This is a genomic window from Nitrosopumilus piranensis (assembly GCF_000875775.1).
GTDB lineage: Archaea > Thermoproteota > Nitrososphaeria > Nitrososphaerales > Nitrosopumilaceae > Nitrosopumilus > Nitrosopumilus piranensis.
The window spans coordinates 1070309-1093665 of sequence record NZ_CP010868.1 but is presented as its reverse complement, the minus strand read 5'-3'; the positions used below and the strand labels follow the sequence as shown (position 1 = coordinate 1093665).

General features: G+C 33.9%; 31 protein-coding genes and 1 tRNA gene. 13 read left to right on the top strand and 19 right to left on the bottom strand.

What is annotated here, in order from left to right; all coding sequences use genetic code 11:
• Window positions 1-11 precede the first annotated feature (11 nt).
• Both NPIRD3C_RS06495 and NPIRD3C_RS06490 read left to right on the top strand, forming a co-directional pair.
• The gene (locus NPIRD3C_RS06495) at window positions 12-233 is read left to right on the top strand and encodes a hypothetical protein (protein ID WP_148703375.1); all 222 of its coding nucleotides are present in this window, start codon (window positions 12-14) and stop codon (window positions 231-233) included.
• A gap of 215 nt (window positions 234-448) precedes the next feature.
• Entirely contained in the window at window positions 449-1600 is a 1152-nt protein-coding gene (locus NPIRD3C_RS06490; protein WP_148703374.1) for a hypothetical protein, read from the top strand.
• Between the two features lie 86 nt (window positions 1601-1686).
• On the opposite strand, the gene NPIRD3C_RS06485 is transcribed toward NPIRD3C_RS06490, so the two are convergent.
• The 3 genes from NPIRD3C_RS06485 to NPIRD3C_RS06475 all read right to left on the bottom strand — a co-directional run bounded on the left by NPIRD3C_RS06485 (window position 1687) and on the right by NPIRD3C_RS06475 (window position 3203).
• Window positions 1687-1760: transfer RNA gene (locus tag NPIRD3C_RS06485), tRNA-Phe, on the bottom strand.
• Between the two features lie 127 nt (window positions 1761-1887).
• A complete protein-coding gene (locus NPIRD3C_RS06480) occupies window positions 1888-2142 on the bottom strand; it encodes a hypothetical protein (RefSeq protein ID WP_148703373.1) in 255 nt (84 codons plus the stop codon).
• 524 nt (window positions 2143-2666) lie between these two features.
• Window positions 2667-3203 (bottom strand): cob(I)yrinic acid a,c-diamide adenosyltransferase, encoded by a 537-nt coding sequence (locus NPIRD3C_RS06475; protein ID WP_148703372.1) that lies wholly within the window; start codon window positions 3201-3203, stop codon window positions 2667-2669.
• 81 nt (window positions 3204-3284) lie between these two features.
• Between NPIRD3C_RS06475 and NPIRD3C_RS06470 the strand changes: the two genes are divergently transcribed.
• Complete coding sequence (locus tag NPIRD3C_RS06470) at window positions 3285-3818, top strand: HD domain-containing protein (protein WP_148703371.1); 534 nt, start codon at window positions 3285-3287, stop codon at window positions 3816-3818.
• Window positions 3819-4043, top strand: coding sequence for a hydrolase (locus tag NPIRD3C_RS06465; protein ID WP_148703370.1), 225 nt, complete (start codon window positions 3819-3821; stop codon window positions 4041-4043).
• On the opposite strand, the gene NPIRD3C_RS06460 is transcribed toward NPIRD3C_RS06465, so the two are convergent.
• Complete coding sequence (locus NPIRD3C_RS06460; RefSeq protein WP_148703369.1) at window positions 4040-4339, bottom strand: hypothetical protein; 300 nt, start codon at window positions 4337-4339, stop codon at window positions 4040-4042. The genes NPIRD3C_RS06465 and NPIRD3C_RS06460 overlap by 4 nt on opposite strands.
• Window positions 4340-4417: 78 nt before the next feature.
• On the opposite strand from NPIRD3C_RS06460, the gene NPIRD3C_RS06455 reads away from it, so the two are divergent.
• Window positions 4418-4765 carry a hypothetical protein gene (locus NPIRD3C_RS06455; protein ID WP_148703368.1) on the top strand — a complete coding sequence of 116 codons (348 nt, stop codon included), beginning with the start codon at window positions 4418-4420 and terminating at the stop codon, window positions 4763-4765.
• A 56-nt stretch (window positions 4766-4821) separates the two neighbouring features.
• On the top strand, window positions 4822-6045 hold the full coding sequence (locus NPIRD3C_RS06450) for an ornithine cyclodeaminase, nickel-pincer nucleotide-dependent (RefSeq protein WP_148703367.1): 1224 nt from the start codon (window positions 4822-4824) through the stop codon (window positions 6043-6045).
• A 309-nt stretch (window positions 6046-6354) separates the two neighbouring features.
• Here the strand turns inward: NPIRD3C_RS06450 and NPIRD3C_RS06445 are convergent, their stop codons facing one another.
• From NPIRD3C_RS06445 to aspS, 6 genes are all read right to left on the bottom strand, one after another.
• Window positions 6355-8280: an AMP-binding protein gene (locus tag NPIRD3C_RS06445; protein WP_148703366.1), complete on the bottom strand. Its 1926-nt coding sequence runs from the start codon at window positions 8278-8280 to the stop codon at window positions 6355-6357.
• A 43-nt stretch (window positions 8281-8323) separates the two neighbouring features.
• Window positions 8324-8587: a hypothetical protein gene (locus NPIRD3C_RS06440; protein WP_148703365.1), complete on the bottom strand. Its 264-nt coding sequence runs from the start codon at window positions 8585-8587 to the stop codon at window positions 8324-8326.
• Window positions 8584-9987: an Asp-tRNA(Asn)/Glu-tRNA(Gln) amidotransferase subunit GatB gene (gatB, locus tag NPIRD3C_RS06435; protein ID WP_148703364.1), complete on the bottom strand. Its 1404-nt coding sequence runs from the start codon at window positions 9985-9987 to the stop codon at window positions 8584-8586. Before gatB ends, NPIRD3C_RS06440 begins: the two co-directional genes overlap by 4 nt.
• Window positions 9984-11429, bottom strand: a complete 1446-nt coding sequence (gatA, locus tag NPIRD3C_RS06430) for an Asp-tRNA(Asn)/Glu-tRNA(Gln) amidotransferase subunit GatA (protein WP_148703363.1) — start codon at window positions 11427-11429, stop codon at window positions 9984-9986. The genes gatB and gatA overlap by 4 nt, the downstream gene beginning before the upstream one ends.
• Window positions 11430-11696: a hypothetical protein gene (locus NPIRD3C_RS06425; protein ID WP_148703362.1), complete on the bottom strand. Its 267-nt coding sequence runs from the start codon at window positions 11694-11696 to the stop codon at window positions 11430-11432. It abuts the gene before it with no gap.
• A gap of 170 nt (window positions 11697-11866) precedes the next feature.
• Window positions 11867-13177 carry an aspartate--tRNA(Asn) ligase gene (gene aspS, locus NPIRD3C_RS06420; protein ID WP_148703361.1) on the bottom strand — a complete coding sequence of 437 codons (1311 nt, stop codon included), beginning with the start codon at window positions 13175-13177 and terminating at the stop codon, window positions 11867-11869.
• A gap of 122 nt (window positions 13178-13299) precedes the next feature.
• On the opposite strand from aspS, the gene NPIRD3C_RS06415 reads away from it, so the two are divergent.
• From NPIRD3C_RS06415 to NPIRD3C_RS06405, 3 genes are read left to right on the top strand one after another with little or no spacing between them, the layout of a single operon-like run.
• Entirely contained in the window at window positions 13300-13488 is a 189-nt protein-coding gene (locus NPIRD3C_RS06415; RefSeq protein WP_192827879.1) for a hypothetical protein, read from the top strand.
• A 25-nt stretch (window positions 13489-13513) separates the two neighbouring features.
• Entirely contained in the window at window positions 13514-13723 is a 210-nt protein-coding gene (locus NPIRD3C_RS06410; protein WP_148703359.1) for a hypothetical protein, read from the top strand.
• Window positions 13724-13750: 27 nt separating this feature from the next.
• A complete protein-coding gene (locus NPIRD3C_RS06405) occupies window positions 13751-14776 on the top strand; it encodes a formate--phosphoribosylaminoimidazolecarboxamide ligase (protein WP_148703358.1) in 1026 nt (341 codons plus the stop codon).
• A 2-nt stretch (window positions 14777-14778) separates the two neighbouring features.
• On the opposite strand, the gene phnE is transcribed toward NPIRD3C_RS06405, so the two are convergent.
• The 7 genes from phnE to NPIRD3C_RS06370 form a co-directional block, all read right to left on the bottom strand.
• A complete protein-coding gene (phnE, locus tag NPIRD3C_RS06400; RefSeq protein WP_148703357.1) occupies window positions 14779-15570 on the bottom strand; it encodes a phosphonate ABC transporter, permease protein PhnE in 792 nt (263 codons plus the stop codon).
• Window positions 15554-16384, bottom strand: a complete 831-nt coding sequence (locus NPIRD3C_RS06395; RefSeq protein ID WP_148703356.1) for a phosphonate ABC transporter ATP-binding protein — start codon at window positions 16382-16384, stop codon at window positions 15554-15556. The genes phnE and NPIRD3C_RS06395 overlap by 17 nt, the downstream gene beginning before the upstream one ends.
• 17 nt (window positions 16385-16401) lie before the next feature.
• Window positions 16402-17490, bottom strand: a complete 1089-nt coding sequence (locus tag NPIRD3C_RS06390) for a phosphate/phosphite/phosphonate ABC transporter substrate-binding protein (RefSeq protein ID WP_237087625.1) — start codon at window positions 17488-17490, stop codon at window positions 16402-16404.
• An 87-nt stretch (window positions 17491-17577) separates the two neighbouring features.
• The gene (locus tag NPIRD3C_RS06385; protein ID WP_148703355.1) at window positions 17578-17928 is read right to left on the bottom strand and encodes an ArsR family transcriptional regulator; all 351 of its coding nucleotides are present in this window, start codon (window positions 17926-17928) and stop codon (window positions 17578-17580) included.
• 5 nt (window positions 17929-17933) lie between these two features.
• Window positions 17934-18266, bottom strand: a complete 333-nt coding sequence (locus NPIRD3C_RS06380) for an ArsR/SmtB family transcription factor (RefSeq protein ID WP_014963261.1) — start codon at window positions 18264-18266, stop codon at window positions 17934-17936.
• A gap of 68 nt (window positions 18267-18334) precedes the next feature.
• The gene (locus NPIRD3C_RS06375; protein ID WP_148703354.1) at window positions 18335-19066 is read right to left on the bottom strand and encodes a CbtA family protein; all 732 of its coding nucleotides are present in this window, start codon (window positions 19064-19066) and stop codon (window positions 18335-18337) included.
• A 12-nt stretch (window positions 19067-19078) separates the two neighbouring features.
• Window positions 19079-19294: a CbtB domain-containing protein gene (locus NPIRD3C_RS06370; RefSeq protein ID WP_148703353.1), complete on the bottom strand. Its 216-nt coding sequence runs from the start codon at window positions 19292-19294 to the stop codon at window positions 19079-19081.
• Window positions 19295-19508: 214 nt separating this feature from the next.
• On the opposite strand from NPIRD3C_RS06370, the gene NPIRD3C_RS06365 reads away from it, so the two are divergent.
• From NPIRD3C_RS06365 to prf1, 3 genes are read left to right on the top strand one after another with little or no spacing between them, the layout of a single operon-like run.
• Complete coding sequence (locus NPIRD3C_RS06365; RefSeq protein ID WP_237087624.1) at window positions 19509-20003, top strand: DUF4443 domain-containing protein; 495 nt, start codon at window positions 19509-19511, stop codon at window positions 20001-20003.
• A gap of 36 nt (window positions 20004-20039) precedes the next feature.
• Window positions 20040-20684 (top strand): DsbA family protein, encoded by a 645-nt coding sequence (locus tag NPIRD3C_RS06360; protein WP_148703351.1) that lies wholly within the window; start codon window positions 20040-20042, stop codon window positions 20682-20684.
• Between the two features lie 59 nt (window positions 20685-20743).
• Window positions 20744-22024, top strand: coding sequence for a peptide chain release factor aRF-1 (gene prf1 / locus NPIRD3C_RS06355; RefSeq protein ID WP_148703350.1), 1281 nt, complete (start codon window positions 20744-20746; stop codon window positions 22022-22024).
• On the opposite strand, the gene NPIRD3C_RS06350 is transcribed toward prf1, so the two are convergent.
• The gene (locus NPIRD3C_RS06350) at window positions 22017-22421 is read right to left on the bottom strand and encodes an HIT domain-containing protein (RefSeq protein WP_148703349.1); all 405 of its coding nucleotides are present in this window, start codon (window positions 22419-22421) and stop codon (window positions 22017-22019) included. The two genes, prf1 and NPIRD3C_RS06350, sit on opposite strands and share 8 nt — an antisense overlap.
• Before the next feature lie 107 nt (window positions 22422-22528).
• Here NPIRD3C_RS06350 and NPIRD3C_RS06345 point away from each other — a divergent pair, with 107 nt between their 5' ends.
• Window positions 22529-23128, top strand: coding sequence for a protein-disulfide isomerase (locus tag NPIRD3C_RS06345; protein ID WP_148703348.1), 600 nt, complete (start codon window positions 22529-22531; stop codon window positions 23126-23128).
• Between the two features lie 4 nt (window positions 23129-23132).
• Here the strand turns inward: NPIRD3C_RS06345 and NPIRD3C_RS06340 are convergent, their stop codons facing one another.
• Window positions 23133-23330, bottom strand: a complete 198-nt coding sequence (locus NPIRD3C_RS06340) for a hypothetical protein (RefSeq protein ID WP_148703347.1) — start codon at window positions 23328-23330, stop codon at window positions 23133-23135.
• Window positions 23331-23357 lie beyond the last annotated feature (27 nt).

Below are 23357 nucleotides of genomic sequence, written 5' to 3'. Positions count from 1 at the left end.
TTCAGACTATCATGTCGATAAAAATCATGGTCAAAGATACATCAGAAAAAACATTGATTATTCCCGATATTCATAATGATTACAATACAGCAAAAAATTATCTCAAGAAAATCCTCACAAAATTGTATTCTTGGGAGACTATTTTGATGATTTTGGAGATAAAGTACAAGATGCAACAAACATTGCTAAATGGCTCAAAAAATAATTACAGCAGGAAACCAGGATTCATCTGATTGGAAACCATGTTCTGAGTTACATGTCTGACAATCACAACCACTCATACATTTTACTTGTTTGCAATCTGAACACATCTGTCTATGGTGTCATACTGGTGCTGTATTCATAATTTTATTGTCTGTTTCAGACTTTTAACACTTTGATAATTTGTAATCTGTAGTTAGACTATGAAAGTTCTCAAGTTTATCTAAAATGAAAACCATATGATAGTGTGAAGGTGCTTGTTCTATTAGTTGTTGTTTTACTTGCATTCGGAGTAATTATCGAAGCTAGTGCATATGGAAACTATCAACTAGAATCAGAATATGAATACCTGCTTGTTGAATCCGACAAAGAATCTTACGTGATTGGTGAGGTGATAAACATTACGGGCGCGGTTGAGAAATACCATGAAAATGAATCCGTCCAAATAATCCTTTATGCTCCTACTGGAAAGATAGTATCGCTGCTGAAAACGGATGTCAGTCCAGAGAAAAATTTTTCAATATTTATTGATACGGCTGATTTCAAAAAAACTGGCGTATATACTATTAAATCTAATTTCGGACGGTATTCTGAAATCGCAGAGATTAGCTTTGTAATTAATTCGTATGAGAAACCTAACCCAAATCAAAATATTGGCGTCAATACTGATATTTTTACAACAAATTCTGAATCACAAGAACTTATTCCAGGATGGGTTCGTAGTACTGCGAAATGGTGGTCATTGAACCAAATATCTGATTTTGAGTTCATTGAAGGCATCAAATATCTGATAAAGCAAAAGACAATTGATTTTCCAAAAGACGTATCCATGAAAGGTAAAGACATGCGAAAAGATCTTGCAGAGATTAGAAAAAACTCTGAATGGTGGAGTGATGGCCGTTTATCAAATTCTGAATTTTTAAAGTCACTTCAATATTTACTTGATGAAGACAGCCCAAAAAATCCAGCTACTCTTTTTATTACTCCTAAAAATTATCGTTTTGGCCAACCTGTCACAATTACTCTGATTGATCCTGACTTGAACTTGAACAGTAACCTGCAAGATATTTACCTGGTCGTAAATAATCCTAATTCTCCATTTGTTGATACCGTTGGGTCCGCTAGTGGTGGAATCTTATTAGAAGTTAGAATCAAAGATGTGAGGTATCAAAGATGTACCGTTGATGGCATAGAACATGGAGGATTGGCATCTACAGGGTTTACGCTTGTTGAAACAAGTCCAAGTTCTGGAATATTTGAGGGCGCCTTCAAAGTACCAACTAAAATCTGCAATAAATCAGGTACTGAATTAATTTCTTCTGGAGGGGGAAGCATTAGTCTGCGCTATCATGATTTCAGAGATTCTTTTGGCCAACCACACGTTCAACAGACGCGATAATTTGGATTTCATACCCCTATACAAGATTACGAAAATTTAGAATAATCCATTATTTTTCATGTAAGGGCACTAATGTGATATTACAATGCCGGGGGCGGGATTTGAACGCGCGACAGCCCGGTCTTCAGCCGAGTGCTCTCCCAGGCTGAGCTACCCCGGCACTCAAAAAATGTTGCTGGTTGAGGAATTAAAGTGTGTCCATCCGTCTAGATTTTCATAATAGTATTTTTCTAATCCCAAATACATTATGTTTAATCCAAGTTTTTAATCCAACATAATCAAACGTATTATCGTATCTCTAATTTTTCTAGAATTTTTTCTTTATTGCCTAGTAATTTTTTAACTATTTGTTCTATATCTGCATCAATGTCAGTACTGATTAAAATTAATGTTTTATCAGATAATTCAATTGTTGCTCTCTTTACTAATTTATAGACAGTCATAGTGTAAACTGGAGATCCTAATTTTGAAGATAATTCCTTACGCTCGTTCCATCTTCTCAGTGCGTTTTGGAGAGATTTTTTTGTTTCTTCTTTTGTCATATAACTTTCTAAACCCCATTTCATCTGTCCATCTAAATGATCATGATGATATATGCCGATAAATCTAATTTGGGAACTAATTTTGAATATGAAATTATAAAAATCTAGAGAAAACTTCATTGTTGTTATCTAGAATTTTTACATTAAAGAAATTATATTGTAAATATTGACAAAAAAGTCACTGGTTTTTAATAATTTTGTTGACTAAACTGCATTTTGGTTTTTTCTTCATTTAGTGTAAACATTATGTTCTGAAATTGGCATTTCAGTTATTTTTTCGACCAAGATACCGTTTACAGTATTCATTTGATTAACATTTGATATTATGTATGGGGGGGAATGTTAAAATAAAATTGTGATTCAAGGGATGGTTCAAGGTTAATTTTTTTTTAATAATTCATTATTTTTGGGATTGTATAATGGTCTTTTAGAGTATTATCATAATCAATTATTATCATAAATGTATGTTCACCACATCTGCATCCCAAAAAGAATCCGTTGCAAGAGTTATTGCATTTCATTCTCTATGGTTTCCAGAGGATGTCCTTTTTCCCCTGTCTTTTATTGATTAGACGACCTAGAACAAAAAACAGATCAGATAATCGATTAAGGTAAATTAAGCAATTAGTGTTAATTTCATCTTTTTCTGCAAGATCTACTGTTAAGGTTTCAGCTCTTCGGACAATTGTTCTCGTAAATTGTAATTGAGCTGCCGGAATTGCCCCCCCTGGCAAAATGAAATTTGTCAAAGGCGGTAATTCTAATTCGAATTTATCAATATAATGTTCTAATTCTTGAATCATTTCCAGTGTAACTCTATTTTTTACATCATTAAGATTGGGATTTGACAGATCAGATCCTACAACAAACAAATCATTTTGAATTTTTGTAAGACAATTAAAAATATCCTTATCTACTGAATTTGCTAAAACAATTCCTAACGCAGCATTTGTCTCATCTACTGCCCCATAGGCAATAATTCTGGGATGAGATTTGGATATACGCAAATTTCCTTGAATACCAGTATTTCCATCATCACCTGTTTTGGTGTATATTTTCATATGATGGTATAATCCAACTCAACTATTATGTTGTTCGAAAATCTCAAAACTCTTTAGGAGAATACTTTGTATTAACTTACAATGATAGAAGATTTTTTAAAAATTGCTGTAAATCTGAAAAACGTACCACGGCAGGGATGGATAGACAAATTATCAATCAACAACCCTGAATCTGTTGCAGATCATACGTTTTCTATGAGTATTATAGGAATGATAATATCTGATTTAGAGAATCTAAATTCGGAAAAAATTCTAAAAATGATTTTATTGCATGATTTGGCTGAATCTAAAATTGGAGATATTGTTCCAGAAAAAATAAACGAAAAAGAAAAAGAAAAACTAGAAAACTCTGCATTTGACGAAATTATCCAAACTTTGCCGGATGCAACAAGTTCACAGTATTTTGATATGTGGAGAGAGTATCAGGAAAATTCTACTGCAGAAAGTCAAATTGTTCATCAAATTGACAAGTTGGAGATGGCACTTCAAGCAAAAATGTATCAATCTCAAGGACTTTCTAAAGAAAAACTGGACACTTTTTTTGAATCTGCAAAAAAAAGCATAACCCATCCAAGATTAAAAGAATTATTTACAAAGATTGTAGAGAGTAATTGAATGTCAGAATCTGAAAAAGATGAATTAATCGAAGCACAAAAACAGATTATTGGAATATTATTTGAAGTGATTAAAAGATTACAAGCCAACAGTGATTTAGATGAAGAGTATTTTGAGTTAATTACAAAAGAAAAAAAAGATCAATCAAGATTAGATGAGATTCTAAAAGAACGACAAGAAAATGCAAAGATTGTAGGTAGACTGTTAGAACAACTCGAAACCTAATGACCGCAACTACAATCATCATCAGAAAGTATTCTTAGATGAGCAGTTTGTTGGTATTTGTCTTGAACATAGTTTGAAAGATTTGCAATTCTTACCCGAGATTCTTTATTTTTCCAACTACCTTCATTTTCAAACCAGAATTCAATCTCATCAACATCATATCTCTCTCCACTTTCAACTAGCCCTTTGAATATTGATTTTATTTCGTCAACTTCGGATTCAGATAATTTTGATTTATCCTCAATCATAGTCGTAATTTCATTTAATTTGATTATTACATTATTTGTAAGGGGCATCGATTTGTTTAGAATAATATTCTATAACTATCTTTTGTGGCAATACTGTTTTTATAACAATTAGATACTTTGCCAAATATGCAATATTTTCAGGCATTAAAGCTTGGCCAAAAAAGAGTAGCAGAAGCAAGAGAATATCTCAATAAGTTAACTGATGGAAAAGCAATGCCAGCATTGGCGTTAACTGATACAAAATCCAATGTTTGGAAGCCTGTAGGTGAAGAAAATCTTTATGCATTTGTAGATGAATCAGCAGGGTTTGTTTTAACAGATAACAGCGGTTACATCTTGGCTTTAGTTGATAATAGCGGAGCATCTAAAACTATTGTTCAAGGAGTTACTCAAGAACAAAAAGAAAAGTTAGAAAAAATGTTCCAGTCAGATAATATTCCAAAATTTGAGGGAAAGGTAATTCTTCCTGTATAATTTTAGCCTCAAATAAAACGTAAAGCTTTAGTTATGATTGTGTCAAGAATAATAAAATGAGTAAATTTTCTCAAGAGATCGAAGTCAGTGGCCATTTGATTGACTCGTTAATTTTAACCAAAATATTTGATAAAATTATGGATTTGCAAGGTGAATTTCAAGTACAAGAAATCAGTATTGGGAAAAGAAAAAAAGATCAGTCCTATGCAAGATTGCTAGTCAAAGGAAAAAACCAAAAACATCTTGATGAAATTCTGCAAACAATTTACAGAGAAGGAGCAGTATCTAAAATCCAAAAGGAAATTAAATTAAAAAGATCTCCAAAAAACTATGTAATGCCCGATAATTTTTACAGTACTACCAATAATCACACCCAAGTTTTTCACAAAGGCAAATGGATTCAAGTAGAAAATATGATGATGGACAAGTGTATTGTTGTAAAAAACAACAAGGCATTTTGTGTTCCTGTAAGGGATGTCAAAAAAGGTGATCAAATCATCGTAGGTGAAGATGGGGTTAAGATTAATCCTCCTGAAAGACCTCGAGAGGGCTCCAACGTCTTTGAATTTATGGGAAGTTCAAGTTCTAGTGAAAGACCAACGCAGCATATTGCAAAAAAAGTAGCAGACGACATATACAATACAAAAAAGAATGGGGGAAAAATCGTCATAGTAGGAGGTCCAGCAATTGTTCATACAGGTGCATCTGATGCAGTATCTGAGCTAATCAGAGCAGGATATATTGACGGAGTACTAGCAGGTAATGCTTTGGCAGTACATGATATTGAGTATGCTACTTTGGGAACATCACTTGGAATGAATGTTCATGATGCAACTCTAGCATATCGTGGTCATAGAAACCATATGGATGCAATTAACTCTGTTTTCAAGGCAGGATCTATTGCAAATATGGTAAAATCAAAAAAACTTACCAAAGGGATCATGTATGAATGTGTAAAAAATAAAGTCCCATTTGTTTTGGCAGGCTCAATTAGAGATGATGGTCCACTGCCTGATGTAATTACCGATGTAGCACAAGCCCAAAGAGAATACAAAAAAGTTCTAAAAGATGCAAAGATGGTCATAATGATCTCAACCATGCTTCATTCAATTGCAACTGGAAACATGCTACCTGCAAATGTCAAAGTCATTGTTGTTGATATCAACCAGCCAACCGTAACAAAACTTATGGATAGAGGAACATGGCAAGCACTTGGAATAGTTTCAGATGTAGGAGCATTCTTGCCCATGGTTGCACAACAAATTAGAAAAAAGAAATAATCAAATATATCATGTTTTGAAGTTTTTTATCTAAATTTATGCTTCATCTTATATTAGGCAGAATTTAATTTCATTTTTAAACCGTAAAGGTATGCTTAGACCATCTCTTTTACAATAAGGACATTCTTCAAATTTGCCCACAAAATTAGATTGTTTTTAATCCAATTATCAGAAACAAATCTTTAGAGAAAATTCAGGTAAGACTAGCTAAAGGAGAGATAACAATAGAAGAATTTGAAATGCTAGAAAAAAAATTAAAAAAGATTTGATGTTTTGTAAAAATACAAAGTATTAGAGCGCGAGTAAATATTAACTGATTTTTGGAATTTCCTCTAAAATGTTGGGGTTTTCTAGAGAGGATAAATCACCCATGTCCATTCCCAAAAGTTTTGATTTTAAGAGCCTTCTCATGATTTTACCAGTTCGAGTTTTTGGTAAATCACTTAATTGGAAAACAAATTTGGGTTTGGCAACTTTGCCTATCTTGTTTCCAATATAATCTGAAATTTCAGATTCCAAACCAGAGTTAGTTTTCTTGTCAGATACAATAAAAACAACAATTGCCTCACCTGTTAAATCATCAGGAATTGCAATAGAGGCAGCATCAGAAATTTTTTCATGTGAAATTACTGTGTGTTCAATTTCAGCAGTACTCATTCTGTGACCTGAAACATTGATTACATCATCAGTTCTTCCTCTCATGAACCAAAGATTATCATTATCAGCAAAAACATAATCGCCATGAAACCAAATGTTATCAAATCGAGACCAGTATGTTTCAATGAATCTCTGATCATCATTTAACAATCCTCTAGTCATTCCAGGCCAAGGGGATCTTATCACCAAATATCCATTTTGGTTTTGAATAGAATTCCCATCATCATCAACTACGTCAAGATTCATTCCAGGAACAGGTATTCCTACGGTAGATGGCTTAATACTCATTCCAGGAAGTACAGACAACATTGCACCACCAATTTCAGTGCCACCAGACAAATTCATTATCGGTATTTTTTTTTGACCAATTTTTTCAAACAGCCACCACCAAGAATCTTCATCGAGTGGTTCACCAGTAGTTGGAATGTTTTTAATTTTATCAAGAGAGTAGTTTCTCAAAGGCTCCTCGTTATTTTTTTTAAATAATCTTGTTGCAGTGGGGGAAATTCCAAATATTGTAACATCGTATTCAGATAAAATTTTCCAGACTCTGTCAGAATTTGGGAAATCTAGCGCACCATCATAAATTACTGCACTGCCCCCCATAATCAGCAAACCATAAACATTCCACACTAAACCTGTAATCCAACCAATATCTGCAGGCCAAAACAGCACATCCCTAGGCTGTAAATCTATCAAATATGCTGCCTGATGACCTGCAAAAACAGAAAAACCTCCATGAACATGTACAACACCCTTTGGTTTACCAGTAGTTCCAGAAGTATACAAGATAAAGAGAGGATCTTCAGAATCCATTATTTCTGTATCACAGTTTGAATTTTGATCTGAAACTAATTCATCATAAAAAACAATATTTTCAGACTTTTCATAGACATCAACATCACCATATTTTACAACAATTATTTTTTCGATTTTTGTTTGAGATGTTGCTTTTTGAACAATTTCTTTTTGAGACATTGGTTTTCCTTTTCTAGTAAATCCATCAGTAACAAAAAGAATCTTTGCATTACAATCTTGCAATCTAACATGTAGAGATTCTGTGCTATACCCAGAAAAAATTACTGTTTGAACTGCACCAATTTTTGCTGATGCTAAAATTGCCAATATTGCTTCTTCAATCATTGGAAGATAAATTGCAACAACGTCACCTCTCTTTACACCTAGAGATTTTAGACCATTTGCAAGTTTTGATACTTTATGATCTAATTCTAAATAGGATATTTTTGATATTTTTCCACCTTCTGAAATAAAATGATATGCAGTTTTGTCTGGGGATATTTTTGCAAATTTTTCAACAGTAGACTTGCAGATGTTTGTCTTTCCATTTACAAACCACTTGGACCACATTATTCCTTTGGAGGAATCTAATGTTTGTGAATACATACTATCCCAAACAACTCCAATATCTTTATCGACTTCTTGCCAAAACCATTCTAAATTGTTTTTTGCTTTTTCAGATAATTCAGATAATGAGTTGATATTATGTTTCTGCATAAAACGAAAAATATTTGATTCTTCAATTTGTTTTTGTGTTGGAACAAATTCAAAATTAGACAAGATTCAATTGTTAAAATGATATTGAGTGTAAAAAGATTTCAGATTAAGATATGTCAATTCCTAGTCGTCTAGCACATGCAATCGCAGCTTTTCCTTGGTCTTCAGTAATTCCTGCCTTTTGAAATTCATCAGTCCAAGTGGTTCCAGTAAATTGAGTATTTTCACGGTAATATTCCCTTAAAATTACGCCTATTTCTTCATCTAGTCTCCTCCTAATTGCCTCAGTCATGCCTGCCTGAAGGATTGTTGCATCAGAAGTTGCCAATATTTTGATAAATTCAACATTCTCAAGTGAAAGCATAGTTATTCAATTTTCTTTTTTAACAGTTCCAATGTCATTTTGGGATCTGCCTTGCCTTTTGTTTTTTGCATAACTTTTCCTACAAGATAGTTAATGGTTTGAGGATTTGTTTTTGCTTGCTCTACTGCTCCTGCTTCTTCAGATATTACTTCATCAATAGTTTTTGTTAACTCTGATTCATCAGAAACATTTCCCAAATCTAAATCAGAGATTACTTGGGCCAAGTCTTTTCCGGTTTTTACAATTTCATACAATGCATTTTTTGCAGAATTTCTTGAAATTTTTCCAGATTGTATTGAATCAGCTAAATCTCTAAGATGATTAGGTGTAATTTTTGAAGATTCACGTTTTTCTCTTGTATCTACTAACCCCATCAAATCAGTGGTAATGATATTTGCAATCTCTTTTGCGTTTGATTCTGTATATGATTGTTCAAATAAATCAGAATAGAATTTATCTGATGATAAAACATCAGCGACTTGATTAGGGATATGGTGGTTAGAAACATATCGTTCTTTTTTAGAACTAATACTTTCAGGCATGTTAGATTTTAATTTCTCAAAAGTTTCTGAATCAATTTTTACCCAAGGAATATCTCCTTCTAAGAAATATCTATAGTCAAGTGCTTCTTCTTTTGAGCGAGACGATATTGTGATTTTACGTTTATCATCCCAATGACGAGTTTCTTGAACAATCTCAATATCACGTGCATGTAAGCTCTCTTGTCTAGTTATTTCAAAATGCACCGCTTTTTCTAAATCATGAAATGAGCCGATATTTTTTATCTCAACTTTTTTTTCGCCTTCAATTGAGACATTGGCATCAGCCCTCATTGCACCTTCCAAACTAGGATCAGATACTCCCAAATTCTCAAGTAAATCAGACAAAATATTAAGAAATTCTCTTACTTGTTTTGGATTCTCAAAGTCAGGCTCTGTTACAATTTCCACTAAGGGTGTGCCTGCTCGATTATAATCAACTAATGTTATCTGATTTTTAGATGAACTTCCTTCGTAAATCAATCTACCAGGGTCTTCTTCTAGTTGGATTCGAGTAATTCTGATTTTCTTATCTCCAACCATGACAGAACCAGCACCACCAATACTAGTATCGCCATAGATGTTTAATTGAGTAATTTGGAAATTTTTGGGCAAGTCTGGATAAAAGTAATTTTTTCTAAAAAATGCAATTTTCTCAGGAGTTGAACAGTTTAGAGCCATCGCAATCATTGTTGCTTTTTTTACTGCTTCTTGGTTTAAACGAGGTAAACTTCCTGGCAAACCCATGCATATTGGACAGATGTTAGTATTAATCTCATATGAACGATAATTTGCCTTACATGGACAAAATAACTTGCTCTCAAGATTTGTTAATTGACAATGAATTTCAAGCCCTATCTTAGTCATATTGGAACCTCAGGTAATTTCACAGTACTTTCAAGTGCAAATGCTGCTTGCAATAGTGATTTGTCTTCCATGGTATTTGCCATGATTTGCATTCCAATTGGTAAACCATCTGAGACATCAAAGGGTACGGAGATTGCAGGTATGCCAGTAAGATTTGCAGTTACGGTATTAATATCAACTAAAAATAGTGCAATAGGATCATCAATCTTTTCTCCAATCTTAAATGGTAATATTGGAACAGTGGGAGCTATAAGATAATCATATTTTTTAAATAACTCTGTAATTTCTCTAGTTAGTTTTTGTTTTACTTTGAGTGCTTTGAGGAAATACTTTCCTGCATGTCCTGCTGACGGAACAAACCCTCCGAGAATCATTCTTCTAGTTACCTCTGGTCCAAATTTTGTTCTGGCCTTTGAAATATAGGAATTAAACTCGTAACCTTCCACTGGAAAATCATAACCATATAGCAAGTTGTCATATCGTGCCAAATTACTTCCAGCCTCTGTTGCAGTAATTGTATAGTATGCGGCAACAGAGTATTTTACCATATCAAGTGAGACATACTCACAAGTAGCACCCAACCCTTCAAATTTTGAAACAGCATTTTTTGTAGCAGATAATACTGCAGGATCAATTCCATCTCCAATCATCTCTTGAATTATGCCAATTTTTTTACCTTCAATTCCAGCATCTATACCAGATAAGTAATTTTGATTTGAATTAGATATGGTTGTATCATCATTAGGATCTTGTCCAGAAATAATATCAAGCAAAAACGCTGTATCTTTTACAGTTCTAGTCATCGGTCCGATTTGTTCTATGCTGTTAGCATAAGAGATAAGTCCAAACCTGCTAATCAAACCGTATGTTGGCTTGTATCCCACAATGCCACAAAAACTTGCAGGGTTTCGTACAGACCCACCAGTATCAGAACCAAGAGACGCAACACATTCCAGTGCGCCAACAGATGCACCACTTCCGCCAGATGAACCTCCAGGAACACAATCAAGATTCCAAGGGTTGTGCGTAGGTCCATATGCACTAAATTCAGTTGTCAACCCCATTGCAAATTCATCCATGTTTGCTTTTCCAATAAATACCGCATCTTGTGCCTTAAGTTTTGAAATTACAGTTGCATCATAGGGCGCAATAAAGTCGTGCAACATTTTTGATGCACACGAAGTTCTGCTATCTTTGATGCAAATATTATCTTTAATTGATATTGGCATTCCAAAACATCCACCAACATTTTCACCAGATTTTATTTTCTTATCTATCTGCCTTGCACGTTCTACTGCATCTGAATTAACATCCAAAAATGCATGTACTTTGTCATCAATTTGGTTGATTCTTTCAACTGTTTTTGCAGTAAAATCTTCAGCAGAAATATTTCCATTTTTAACTTCTTGCACATACTCTAAAGCAGAAATTTTCAGATTCAATTATACCATCTTTGGGGCTCTAACGTAGGTTCCTTTATAGTGATTTAGTTTTTCAATTAGTTTATCAGGATATGGAATGTGTTCATCTTTTCTCAAAGAGGAAATAGAAATATCATCCATAACAATCTCTTCACCTTCAACTCCTGCTGAATCTAGAATACCAAAATAATCAATCATCGTATGGACTTTGTCAATGAATTCCTTATGATCATGTACATCAATTTTCATCATCTTTGTTACAATTTCAATTTCTTCTTCACTTACCACAACAATTCACCTAAAGTGCTAATTTTTATCCACATATTCTAAGGTTTTTGAGTCTGATCGAGTAAATTGTGCCCAAAAATCAACACAGAACTGCTTCATTCTTAATTCAATTTGAGATTGAATTTCTTTGATATAATGCTAGTGATTAACATTAGAAACTAATTCAAAAACTATGGAGTTAGTCTATCGACATCTCGTGGATAAAATGTAACATCACGAATGTTTTCTGTTCCAGTGAGTGCCATAATTAACCTCTCAAGACCAATACCGCATCCAGCATGTGGGGGGACACCATAATCAAAAGCACCAAGATGATATTCAAATGCATCAGTGTTCATACCTTTGTTTTTCATTCTCTCAGCTAATTCATCTCTTTTTTCTATTCTTGTACTGCCAGAAGATAATTCTAAATCACCAAACATCAAATCAAAGGATTCGGAAATTTTTGGATTAGACTTACTATCCTTAACATAGAATGGTTTTGGTGCCAAAGGCCAGTCTTTGATAAAGTAAAATCCTTCTAGCCCGATTTTTTTAAGGTTTGATGGATACAGGTCATCACCCCATTCAGTTTTAGCTCCTGCCTTTTGCATTCTATCAACCAAGTCATCATATGAATATTGAGGAATGGATTCTGGTAATGATGGAATAGTAAATTCTGTGTCAGGATTGTTTTTTGCATATTCACTAACAGCCTTGATTGAAATTTTAACAATCTCTTCAATTCTAATCATGACATCATTGTAATCTACAAATGCCTCTTCTAAATCAATAGATATTGCTTCAGCTAAATGGCGATTAGTTCTAGAAGGCTCTGCTCTAAAGATTGGTGCTATCTCAAATACTTTTTCAAAGCTCATCGTTAATTGTTCTTTATACAGTTGCGGACTCTGAGCTAAGAATGCCTCTTTGTTATAGTAAAATATTGGAAACAATGCAGCGCCACCCTCAGTAGCTGTTGCTATCATTTTTGGAGTATTGATTTCAACAAAATTCTGAGTATTGAAATATTCTCGGATTGATTTTAAAACTAAACTTCTAGTATTGAAGATATGTTGCAAAACCTTTCGTCTAAGATCAATTGGTCTTACCTCAAGTCTAGTATCAATATTTTTGACAGTCTTTGCAATAGGCTCAAAAGGAGGTATTTTTTCAACCTCAGAAAACACTCGAAGTTCTGTTGGAACAATTTCATATCCACTCGGGGATTTCTCAGAAGATTTTACTTTGCCAGTTATTGCAATTGAGGAATGTGCCTTTAGAGAAGATATCTTTTCTCTAATATCATCTGGACAATCTCCTTTCTTTGCAACTACAGAAACATCACCATTTTTGTCTCGGATCGTGGCAAAACTGATGTTGCCATGTCCTCGAATAGTCAAAACCCATCCCATTACTGTTACTTGTGTACCATCCATTGAGGAGTTAATTTCATCAGAATAATGTGATCTACGTAATGTTCCTAATTCAGTTTCAATCATAATTTACATTACTCAATTGGATGGTGTAATTAATTTTTATATAATTTAACTAATGAACACATTAATTTTCATAATGCTTATAGCCAGCACTAATTCCACAACAAAACAAGATGGACATACTAATGGGCATTGTAATAGCATTTATCATAGTCGTAGCAGGATTTGTAGGATATCATGCCTCCCAGCAGGTAGATGATGCAGAAGGACACGACATGAAACTAGAAATTCAATCAGTCAATGAGAATGAGAATTCCCTTCAAATTCAAAATTTGAACTATCAAAATCCATCACCTAAACTAGTTTTACATTAAATTACCAGTAATTTTTACAAATGTTATGACTCTATCAGATAAAGAGAAGATTGTTGCAGTTATTTCAAATGGAATTGCAGTATTTTCATTGTTACAAGAAAGAGAAGAGATTCCAAAAAATACAACCATGTATGATTTTGTTTTAAAAGTAATTCCTGAAGATATAAAATCAGAACTTAGTGCAGAGTTGATAGATGAAGTATTCCAATATGTTACATCCGCACATAGTTCATAAAGTACAAAATACTAGAATAGGCATAAAATGACCTCGATTGCAACATTAGGCTCTCACTGCTCACTTCAGGTTCTCAAGGGCGCAAAAGATGAAGGGTTAAAAACAATTCTAGTATGTGAGAAAAAACGAGAGAGGCTTTACAAAAGATTTCCATTCATTGATGAATTGATCATAGTTGATAAATTCAAAGAGGTTATTGATGAAAAGTGTCAATCAGTTCTAGAGCAAAACGATGCGGTGCTAATCCCACATGGAACATTAATTGCACAAATGAGTTCTGAGGAAATAGAATCAATCAAGACACCAATTTTTGGAAACAAGTGGATTCTAAGATGGGAATCAGACAGAGAAATGAAAGAAAAACTCATGAGAGAGGCAAATTTACCAGTTCCAAAACCAGTTACAGATCCAAAAGACATTGAAAAACTCTCTATTGTGAAAAGACAAGGTGCCGCAGGAGGAAAGGGTTACTTTATGGTGGCAAATCAAGACGACTATAATACAAAAAGAAATCAACTGATTTCAGAAGGAATCATTTCAAAAGATGAAACACTATACATTCAAGAATATGCAGCAGGTGTTTTAGCTTATTTACAATTCTTCTATTCACCATTAAAAGAAGAGTTGGAATTTTTTGGAGTTGATCAAAGACATGAATCAGATATCGAAGGACTAGCTAGAATTCCATCAGAACAACAACTAAAAAATAACAAAGTGCCATCTTTTAACGTCATAGGAAATAGTCCATTAGTTTTACGGGAATCACTTTTAGATGATGTGTATACAATGGGGGAAAATTTTGTTGAAGCTGCAAAAAGAGTTGTCCCACCTGGAATGAATGGTCCGTTTTGTATTGAAGGAGTATATGATGAAAATGCAAAATTCACATCATTTGAGTTTTCAGCAAGAATCGTAGCAGGAACTAACATCTACATGGATGGGTCTCCATATTATTCATTATTATTCAATGAGAACATGAGTATGGGTAAAAGAATAGCAAGAGAAGTAAAGACTGCTCAAGAATCTAACCAACTAGATAAAATTACAACCTAAGATTACGTATTTTTTGCAGTTACTTCCATTCCATGTTGTGATTTTATGATAAACTTGTCTCTAATCTTGACACTAATCCAATCAATAATTAATACAACTACTAAAACTACAAGCATAAAGATTGCAGCTTTTCCATATTCAAAGAATTTAATATAATTAATAATATAAAATCCAATTCCACCAGCACCAACCAATCCAAGAATACTTGTTTGACGTACATTGTAATCAAACATGTAAAGCATTTGACTTAAAAGATGAGATGCAGATTCTGGAATTACAACATATCTGATTAATTGCCATTTTGATATACCTATAGAACTAACTGCATCCATAGGATCAGAATCAATTGTTTCAATTGCTTCGTATTGTAATTTTGCTACAAATCCAATTGTATACATAATAATTGCAAGAACACCTGCAAATGGGCCTAATCCAACCATTATCACAAACAAAATTGCCCATAATATTGAAGGGAATGTACGAATGGCAGCTAATAATGCCCTAATTGGGGCATAGACATATTTGCTATTTAGATTTCTTGCAGCAAGCATACTCAAAGGCAATGCAATTGCAACACCCACAATTGTTCCAATAAATGCCATCTGAACTGTTTCAAACATTGCCCAAAGAGCTGTTGGCACATATTTTGGTTCAACTACAAGCATTTCTTCAACTACAATTGCAATATTTGGCAATCCTTGAACAAAGTCAACAGGATTTGCATCCACATTGTAGGATGCAACTACTACCAAGGCAACGATTATTCCAATGAGAATATTATTTTTGGGCGTCATCAGCATACATCTCCATAATTTCTTCAGTAGTCATATCCCCCGTTTGAAAATCAACAATAGTATCACCCTCAACACCTATCTCAAGAATTTTTTGTCCTTCTTTGATAACAGCAACACGATTTGCATATTCTAAGGCAAGTTGCATATCATGGTGTACCATTATTGCAGTGAGATTCATTCTCTTTTGAGCATCTGCAATTAAATCCATAATTTCACGAGCAGTTACATGATCCAACTCTGAAACAATTTCATCTGCTAACAAGATAGTGGGTTTTTGCATTAAGGCTCGAGCAATTGCAACTCTTCTCTTCTCACCACCACTTAACATGTAGGCCTTTCTTTCTTCTTTACCAGACAAACCAACTTGAGAAATAATTTTTTTGGCATCGTGAATCTCAGATTCTGGAAAATTTTTTAGAAAAGATTGGATTTTCCCTATTCTAGGTAAAGAGCCAATCAAAATATTTTCAAGAACAGTACTATTTTTTACCAATCCAAGACTTTGAGGAATATATCCAATTGAATGCATCATTTTTTTGAATTTTTTATCATTCATGTTTGGAGTCACATAATCAATTTTGATAATTCCTTTACTGGGAACCATCATACCGTTAAGCAGTTTTAACAAAGTGGATTTTCCAGAACCCGATTGTCCTACTATGGCATAATTTGTACCTCTGTCAATTGACATGTTAATTCCTTCCAATGCAAAGTTCTTAGAATCATAAGATGTCCAAACATCATTCATTTGAATAATTTTCTTTGTAGAGATTAATGAAAAAGAAGGGTTTTTGGTCATCTGAATTTGAATCATTTTCAGAATTCCTGTTTTTATTTGCTCTTGTTGTATTTGTCTAGAATCAACTGATCAAGTCCTGTTAATGCGTTGATGAATTCTCCAAATTCGCCTATATGCATCGTAGTTGTTGTTGGAACTAGTGCTTCAGCACCATACAAATCCCTCAAAATGGAATTGTGCTCATCATAGTTTAGTTGTATGAGAGCATCAACTAGTGCATTTTTGGTAGAGTCTGACATATCAGCACTTACCATAAACACATGTGATGGTACTGGTCCAATAGTTGTTATCGGACGTAATTTCTTTTGATCCTCTAATTCAAGATACTTTTGTGGGGCGATATCAGAACCAAATGCAACATCAACATTTCCATTTAGTAATAATTCTAATGCTGCTTTGTATCCTCCTGCAAAGGTATAACTTTCAAAGTTTTTTGCCAATGCAGATTCTAGTGCAACTATATCGTCACCTTCAATTGTTACATGTCCATCAGTTACCAAAGTTCCCATTGGTCTAACAAAACCAGAGGAACCAGTAATGCTAGTAAATGCAACTTTTTTGCCAACAGTATCTTCAATTGATTGCAAAGAATCATTGTCTGCCAGGGTCCAAACTGTTGCCTGGTAGTTCACTTTTCCTTTAACAAGTTCTGCCAAAACTGCTTCTGCTCCTGTTCTTTCATGAGTGATCCATGCAGGACCAGTATCCATAAAGGCAGCATCTATGTGACCAAACCTCATTCCTTCAATAATGGTCTCATAGTTTGTTGGTACAACTACTTCGACATCAACACCTAACTCATTTTCAAGGAATGCCTCCAAGGCTTGTGCTTTTGGAGTTAATTCATCAGCCTTTTCGACTGGAATGAATCCTATTGTTAGTGTGTCAACATCAACAGATTTTGAATCAGATGAAACATTGATGATTCCATTTTCAATTAGGAATTCAATTCCATTTAGAAAAGTGGTATCATCTACAGCACCTTCGGCCCACCAACCAGCATTTGTTTTAATCCAATCAGGAATAGAACTCTGTGCTTGTGCAGTCTGGCTCAAAGGAATTGTTGCTATGCCAATAGCTACAAATGCAACAATAATTGCCATGGTTGTTTTTTGTTTCATGATTTCTAAAAAAATTAGGAGTAGCTAAATTATTTAAACTGAATTTTCATTCCAAGAAATCATTCCAAATCTCTAGAATGAGAATATCTATAGGTTTGATTTTGGATTGGTAGTGTTAGGATATAGATTCAAGCTGGGCTCTAGATCATCTAATGTAATCTCAACTTTTCCGATCCTACTACGATACAGTTTAATTTTTTTTCCTTCTGGAGAAATTACATACTTGTCCACTTCAGCTAAAGCAAGAACTTCAAGATTGGAGAGTGTTTTGTATACTGTTGAAAGAGAAAGTTTCAATTCATCTGCAATTTGGGTTGCATCTTTTGATTCATTTTTTACAGAAAACAATACAGCTCTTGTGCAAACATTGCTTAGAGATTCAATAATTTTTTGAGTGATATCGAATTCGGATAATTGAATAATGTTAGGTTTGGACATTCATATCACTTGTTTGGCAGTAACACAAGAACAGGTTCAGGTTTTTTAATAGAAATATCTGCTTTGCTGATTCTACTTCTATAGACTTTGTATTTTCTACCTTTATCAGACAACATCCATTTTTCAACTTCAATTAGAGTGAGTTCTTCAAGGTCAGATAATTTTTTGTATACAGAGCTAAGAGGGATTTTGAGTTTGTCAGAAAGTTCTGCAGCTGTATTTCCTTTCTTAATAATAGAAAATAGTATTGCGCGAGATTCTGAATCAGCTAATGCCTCTATTACCTTTTGAGTGATATCATATTTTTTTAATTGCGGTAAAGTTAATTTTCTGGACATAATGTTGAAAAATTATTTGGTGTATTTAAAACTAGATATTTTATTCTCATTCTAGAGATTTAGAATAACTAGCTGTATGATTGAGGGGTTTCTTGTTTAGTTAAAAGTCTATTCCACAATAACCCAAGAATTATGCCAACAGATATCCAAAATGATGTTACTCCAAGAACAGACATTATCCTAAATTCATTGACCAAATTCATAGGGGCTGTAATCTCATCAGGGTTTTCTGGCATTGCAAGAAATACTGCAGAAATAAAAACGCCATAACCCAGTAACGCAAGGAGTTTTTTGTTATTTTGTAGTTTCTTTGATAACTGATAAAATCCCACGGCCCCAAATCCAGAAATAGCAATAAATGTCAAATACAAAATTGCACGCAATACAACGGTTTCAGTATCACCCACTGTTGGAGGGTTTGCAGGGTATTTGAGAAAGGGTATAAAATAAAGAGTAAGCCACATGATGCCAGCCAATACAAGTGATTTTTTGACATCATTACTTCCAGGTAATGAATTTCTAGACAATGCAAAAACTATTCCAAACAAAGAGCCAACTGAAACACCTAGAATCACTCCAGCAAGAATCTGTCCACCTTTTTGCCAAGTTCGATATCCTTCATATTCTACCCAAAACTCAGGGGTGTCTTCTTCTTCACCAGTTGCAAATAGATTTTGGTTTTCAATTCCAATTGCTTGATCAAGATATGGTTCTACAATTGCAAAATTAACAGTTCCATGAACAAAACCTGCAAACGCACCTGAAATTAAGACAATTATGATAAAAAGAAATGTTTTCATGATTAAAGACCTCTAATGACAAGGAAATCCAGCAGCGTGTCTCATATCATGAGTAAGTTCATGGATGTAAAGATCTGTAAATGCTTGCTCACCATAAACTAGACTAAAGATGTGTCCTTGATCAAAGCCTACAACAAACAATCCGGCTGCAAAGATAATTCCTAATGCAAGTAATGCAAGTTTAGGTACGCTTGTTTTAGACACATTAATTTGTCTTGTTTCAGACATGAGATTAGCATCAGTTGAGCGTATTTAAGCTCTTGGATGATTTATCCAATTTATAAATAATAATACAAAAGGAAAAAAACTGAAAAAAACTATTCAAACATTACAAAACATAGTATCAAGAAAGGGATCTAGTAAAATACTCACATTTAGTATTCCGCATGTATTCAAAGCCCTTCAATTATTATCAGAAGAAAAATTTGTAAGCAGAGCTACATTGGGAAAAGAAATCCATCTAGGAGAAGGTGCAGTAAAAACACTTGTTTTGCATCTAAAAGAAGCAGGAATAATTGAATCAACAAGATCTGGGAATTTTCTTACAGACAAAGGGGAAAAAATTACTTTGCAATTAAAAAAAATTATTTCAAATGAATGTAAGATTGAGAAAAATGGATTGACCAAAAGCAAAAACAATCATGCAATTATTCTCAAAAAATTCTCTTCAGTAATAAAAACAGGATTAGAACAAAGAGATTATGCGATAATGTATGGCTCATCAGGATGTATCACATTGATGTTTGAAAACAATAGATTTGTCTTTCCAGGGGAAGGCAAAGACTGCCTTGCACCATACAAAAAAATCAAACAAACGCTTTTAGAAAAATTAAACCCATCAGAAGGAGACATAGTTATTATTTCATCATCAGATGATCCCTTTGTTGCAGAGATATCTGCAAAAAACTCTGCATTGTGGACAATTGCTACAAGTTAAACAAGATTTTTACATGTATTACAAAAAAAAGATGGTGTGAGTAAATTCTATCTTTTAGTAATTCCTATTGTAATAGGCATTATTGCAGGCAGTTTTCTAGTATTTTATCCAGAGCCAGAAGACAATTCAGAAAAATTAACAGTATCAAAACTAATCGAAAACGGGTCACCCGTTATGGGTAAGAATAATGCACCTATCACCATTTTAGAATGGGGAGATTATCAATGTACATTTTGTTACAAATTTCATCAAAACACATTGGATGTAATTAATGAGGATTTTATCAAAACTGGTAAAATTAAACTTGTATTCAAAGACTTCCCATTAAATGGACCAGATTCACTATTGGCTGCTGAAGCATCATATTGTGCTGAAGATCAAGGAAAATATTGGCAATATCATAATGAACTTTACAAAAATTGGGGAGGAGAAAGAACAGGATGGATTACAAGAAATTCATTAGATAGTTTTGCAATAACTGTTAATTTGGATTTAGACATGTTCAACAAATGTCTTGATGAACACAAATATCAAAACAAAGTAAATGAATTGTATGAATTTGGTCGAGAGATAGGAATTGATGCCACACCTTCATTTTTAGTATTCAATGATGAAAAAATTATCAAAATTAGAGGAAATCAACCATTAGAGGTATTTCTTAAAACATTTGATGAATTATGATTAGAAAACCCAAATCAATCAATCAAAATTAATATCCGCATAGTTTGGAGAAAGCACAAATGGGCAAAATAAAGATAGAAAAACAAGATTCTGTTAAAATCTATAAAATTAGAAAAACATTGGAAGAGTTATCAAAAAAGTCTGGTCGCGGAACAGAACTAATCACAGTATACATTCCCAAAGGAAAGCAACTTCATGAGATTATTGGAACACTTCAACAAGAACAAGGTACAGCAGACAATATCAAATCAGATCTTACTAGAAGTCATGTTGTAGATTCTTTGGGGAAAGTAGTTCAGAGATTAAAACTCTACAAAAAAACACCTGAAAGAGGATTAGTGATGTTTTGTGGAGCGTTACCTCCAGAAGAAGGCGGTCCATTAGGAAGCGAAGTTGTCAAAGTTTGGGAGATAGACCCACCAAAAGATTTGAATCAATATCTGTACAGATGTGATGACCATTTCCATGTCGACATTTTAAAAGACATGCTCAAGGATGACAATCTGATTGGGTTTTTAGCAATTGATGCAAAAGATGCAGGTTGGGGATTGCTACATGGGGACAAAATTGAAGTACTTGCCCAAACAGGTTCAGGAGTTGCAGGAAAACATAGACAAGGAGGACAATCTGCAAAGAGGTTTCAAAAATTAAGAGAAATGGAGCTGACATATTATTTTAACAGAGTAGCACAAACAACAAGAGAATATTTTATTGATATCTATCCAGTAAAGGGACTTGTCATTTCAGGTCCAGGACCTACAAAAGAAGATTTTATCAATGGAAATTATCTAGAATATCGATTACAAAACAACATCATTGCAACAATTGATTCATCATATTCAGGGTCAGAAGGAATTAGAGAAGCATTTGCAAAGTCTTCAGATATTTTGGGAAACTTTAGACTAGTTGAAGAAAAAAAACTAGTTGAAGACTTGTTCAGAGAGATTAACGGAAATACTGGAAAAGGATCATATGGATTAAAAGAAGTAATCGAGTTTCTAAAAAATAACGTAGTAGAAACCTTGATCATTACAGATAATACAAATTTGCATAGAGTAGAAGGAAAATGTAAACGCTGTCAACACATGCAAGAAGAAATTGTTGAAAGGCCACAAGTAATCCCAAAAAAGACAGAGTATTCTAACAACCCATGTCCTGGATGTAAAGCCATGGAAGTGGAGGTAAACGAACAAGATATTGTAGACTATCTAGAATTACTTTCATCAAAGACAGGTTCAAAATTAGAAGTGGTGTCAGGAAGTGCAGAACACGGAAATATGCTTGCAAGTCTTGGAAAAATTGGCGCGATTTTAAGATACAACCCAGGGCACGCTAAATAACACTGCGAATCTTTTTTGCAAGTTCTGAGAGTTCATCATCAGTTGATATTTGTCGTTTAGTCCAAATTGTTCCCTTGTGATTATACCTGGGAATTATATGGATATGCACATGAGGAATTATTTGTTTTGCAGCACGTCCATTATTTTGGCCAAGGCTAAACGCATCAGCTCCTGTAGCAGTTAGTATAGCCTTTGCAATTTTTGGGACCAAAGAAAATGCTTTTCCAACATCTTCAGAGGCCATGTCAGTGATCCTTTCATGATGTTCGCGAGGAATTACCAAGCTATGACCCACATCGATTGGGTATTTATCCAAAAATGAAACGTGAGAGTCATCTTCGTACAAAAAGTGACCATCAATCTTGCCATCTAAAATATCACAAAAGATACAAGTCATAAATTCAGCAGTTTGTAATTTTATTTATTATTTTTTAGAAAAAAATACTTTGAGAAAAGAGTTTATCGAATGGTTAATTAGGGCAAATTTGAGAGTTTGAACATCCTATGGGCAGAAAAGAGAGACGAGCACGTGAACAAAAACGTGAAAACTATGCTACAAAACATTCAGCTGAGCAAAGAAAAAACACCCTGATTGCAATTGGTGTCTTTGCAGTAATTGCAGTAATTGTAGGATATGCCGTATGGATGTTTGTCACAATGGATCAAAGTACTGCTCCAGGTGGGCCAGAAAATGCAGGTGCATTAGGCAGTGATCATGCACACGCTGCAATTGCAGTAAGAATATTTGGAGATTATTTCGACTTTTCAGCCCCAGCATATCAAATCAAATCAAGTTGGATTCACTTTGAAGGAAGAGATGGTTCCACAATACACAAACATGCAACAGGAGTTACACTAGGATATCTATTTGAGACACTGTCATTAGGTCTTGATGACAAATGCTTTGTTTTCCAGGATGGGCGAGAGTTCTGTACAAATGAGGACTATTCTCTGAAATTCTACTATAACGGAAAACAAGTTCCAGATATCAGAGACATTGAAATTATGGAAGATGATAGAATTTTAGTTTCATATGGTGGCGAAACACCTGAAGAAATCGAAGGTCAATTAATTGAGTTAGAAAACCAAAGAATAGTCAAATAGAATTCTAAGATTCTTCTTTTGTTGTAAACTGTGCCATTTTATCAAAGAACATGTAAAATCCACAGCGAGCACATCTTAATACAGTAAGTTCTGTTGTGAGAAATTCTTTGTCTTTGAATCTACCACCAAGTTTAACATTTTCACCTGCAATTTCGGCTTTGTTACTTTTACAAACTGGGCATTCAAGTGCTTTTTGCTCCATGGAATCCAACTAAACAATTACAATTTA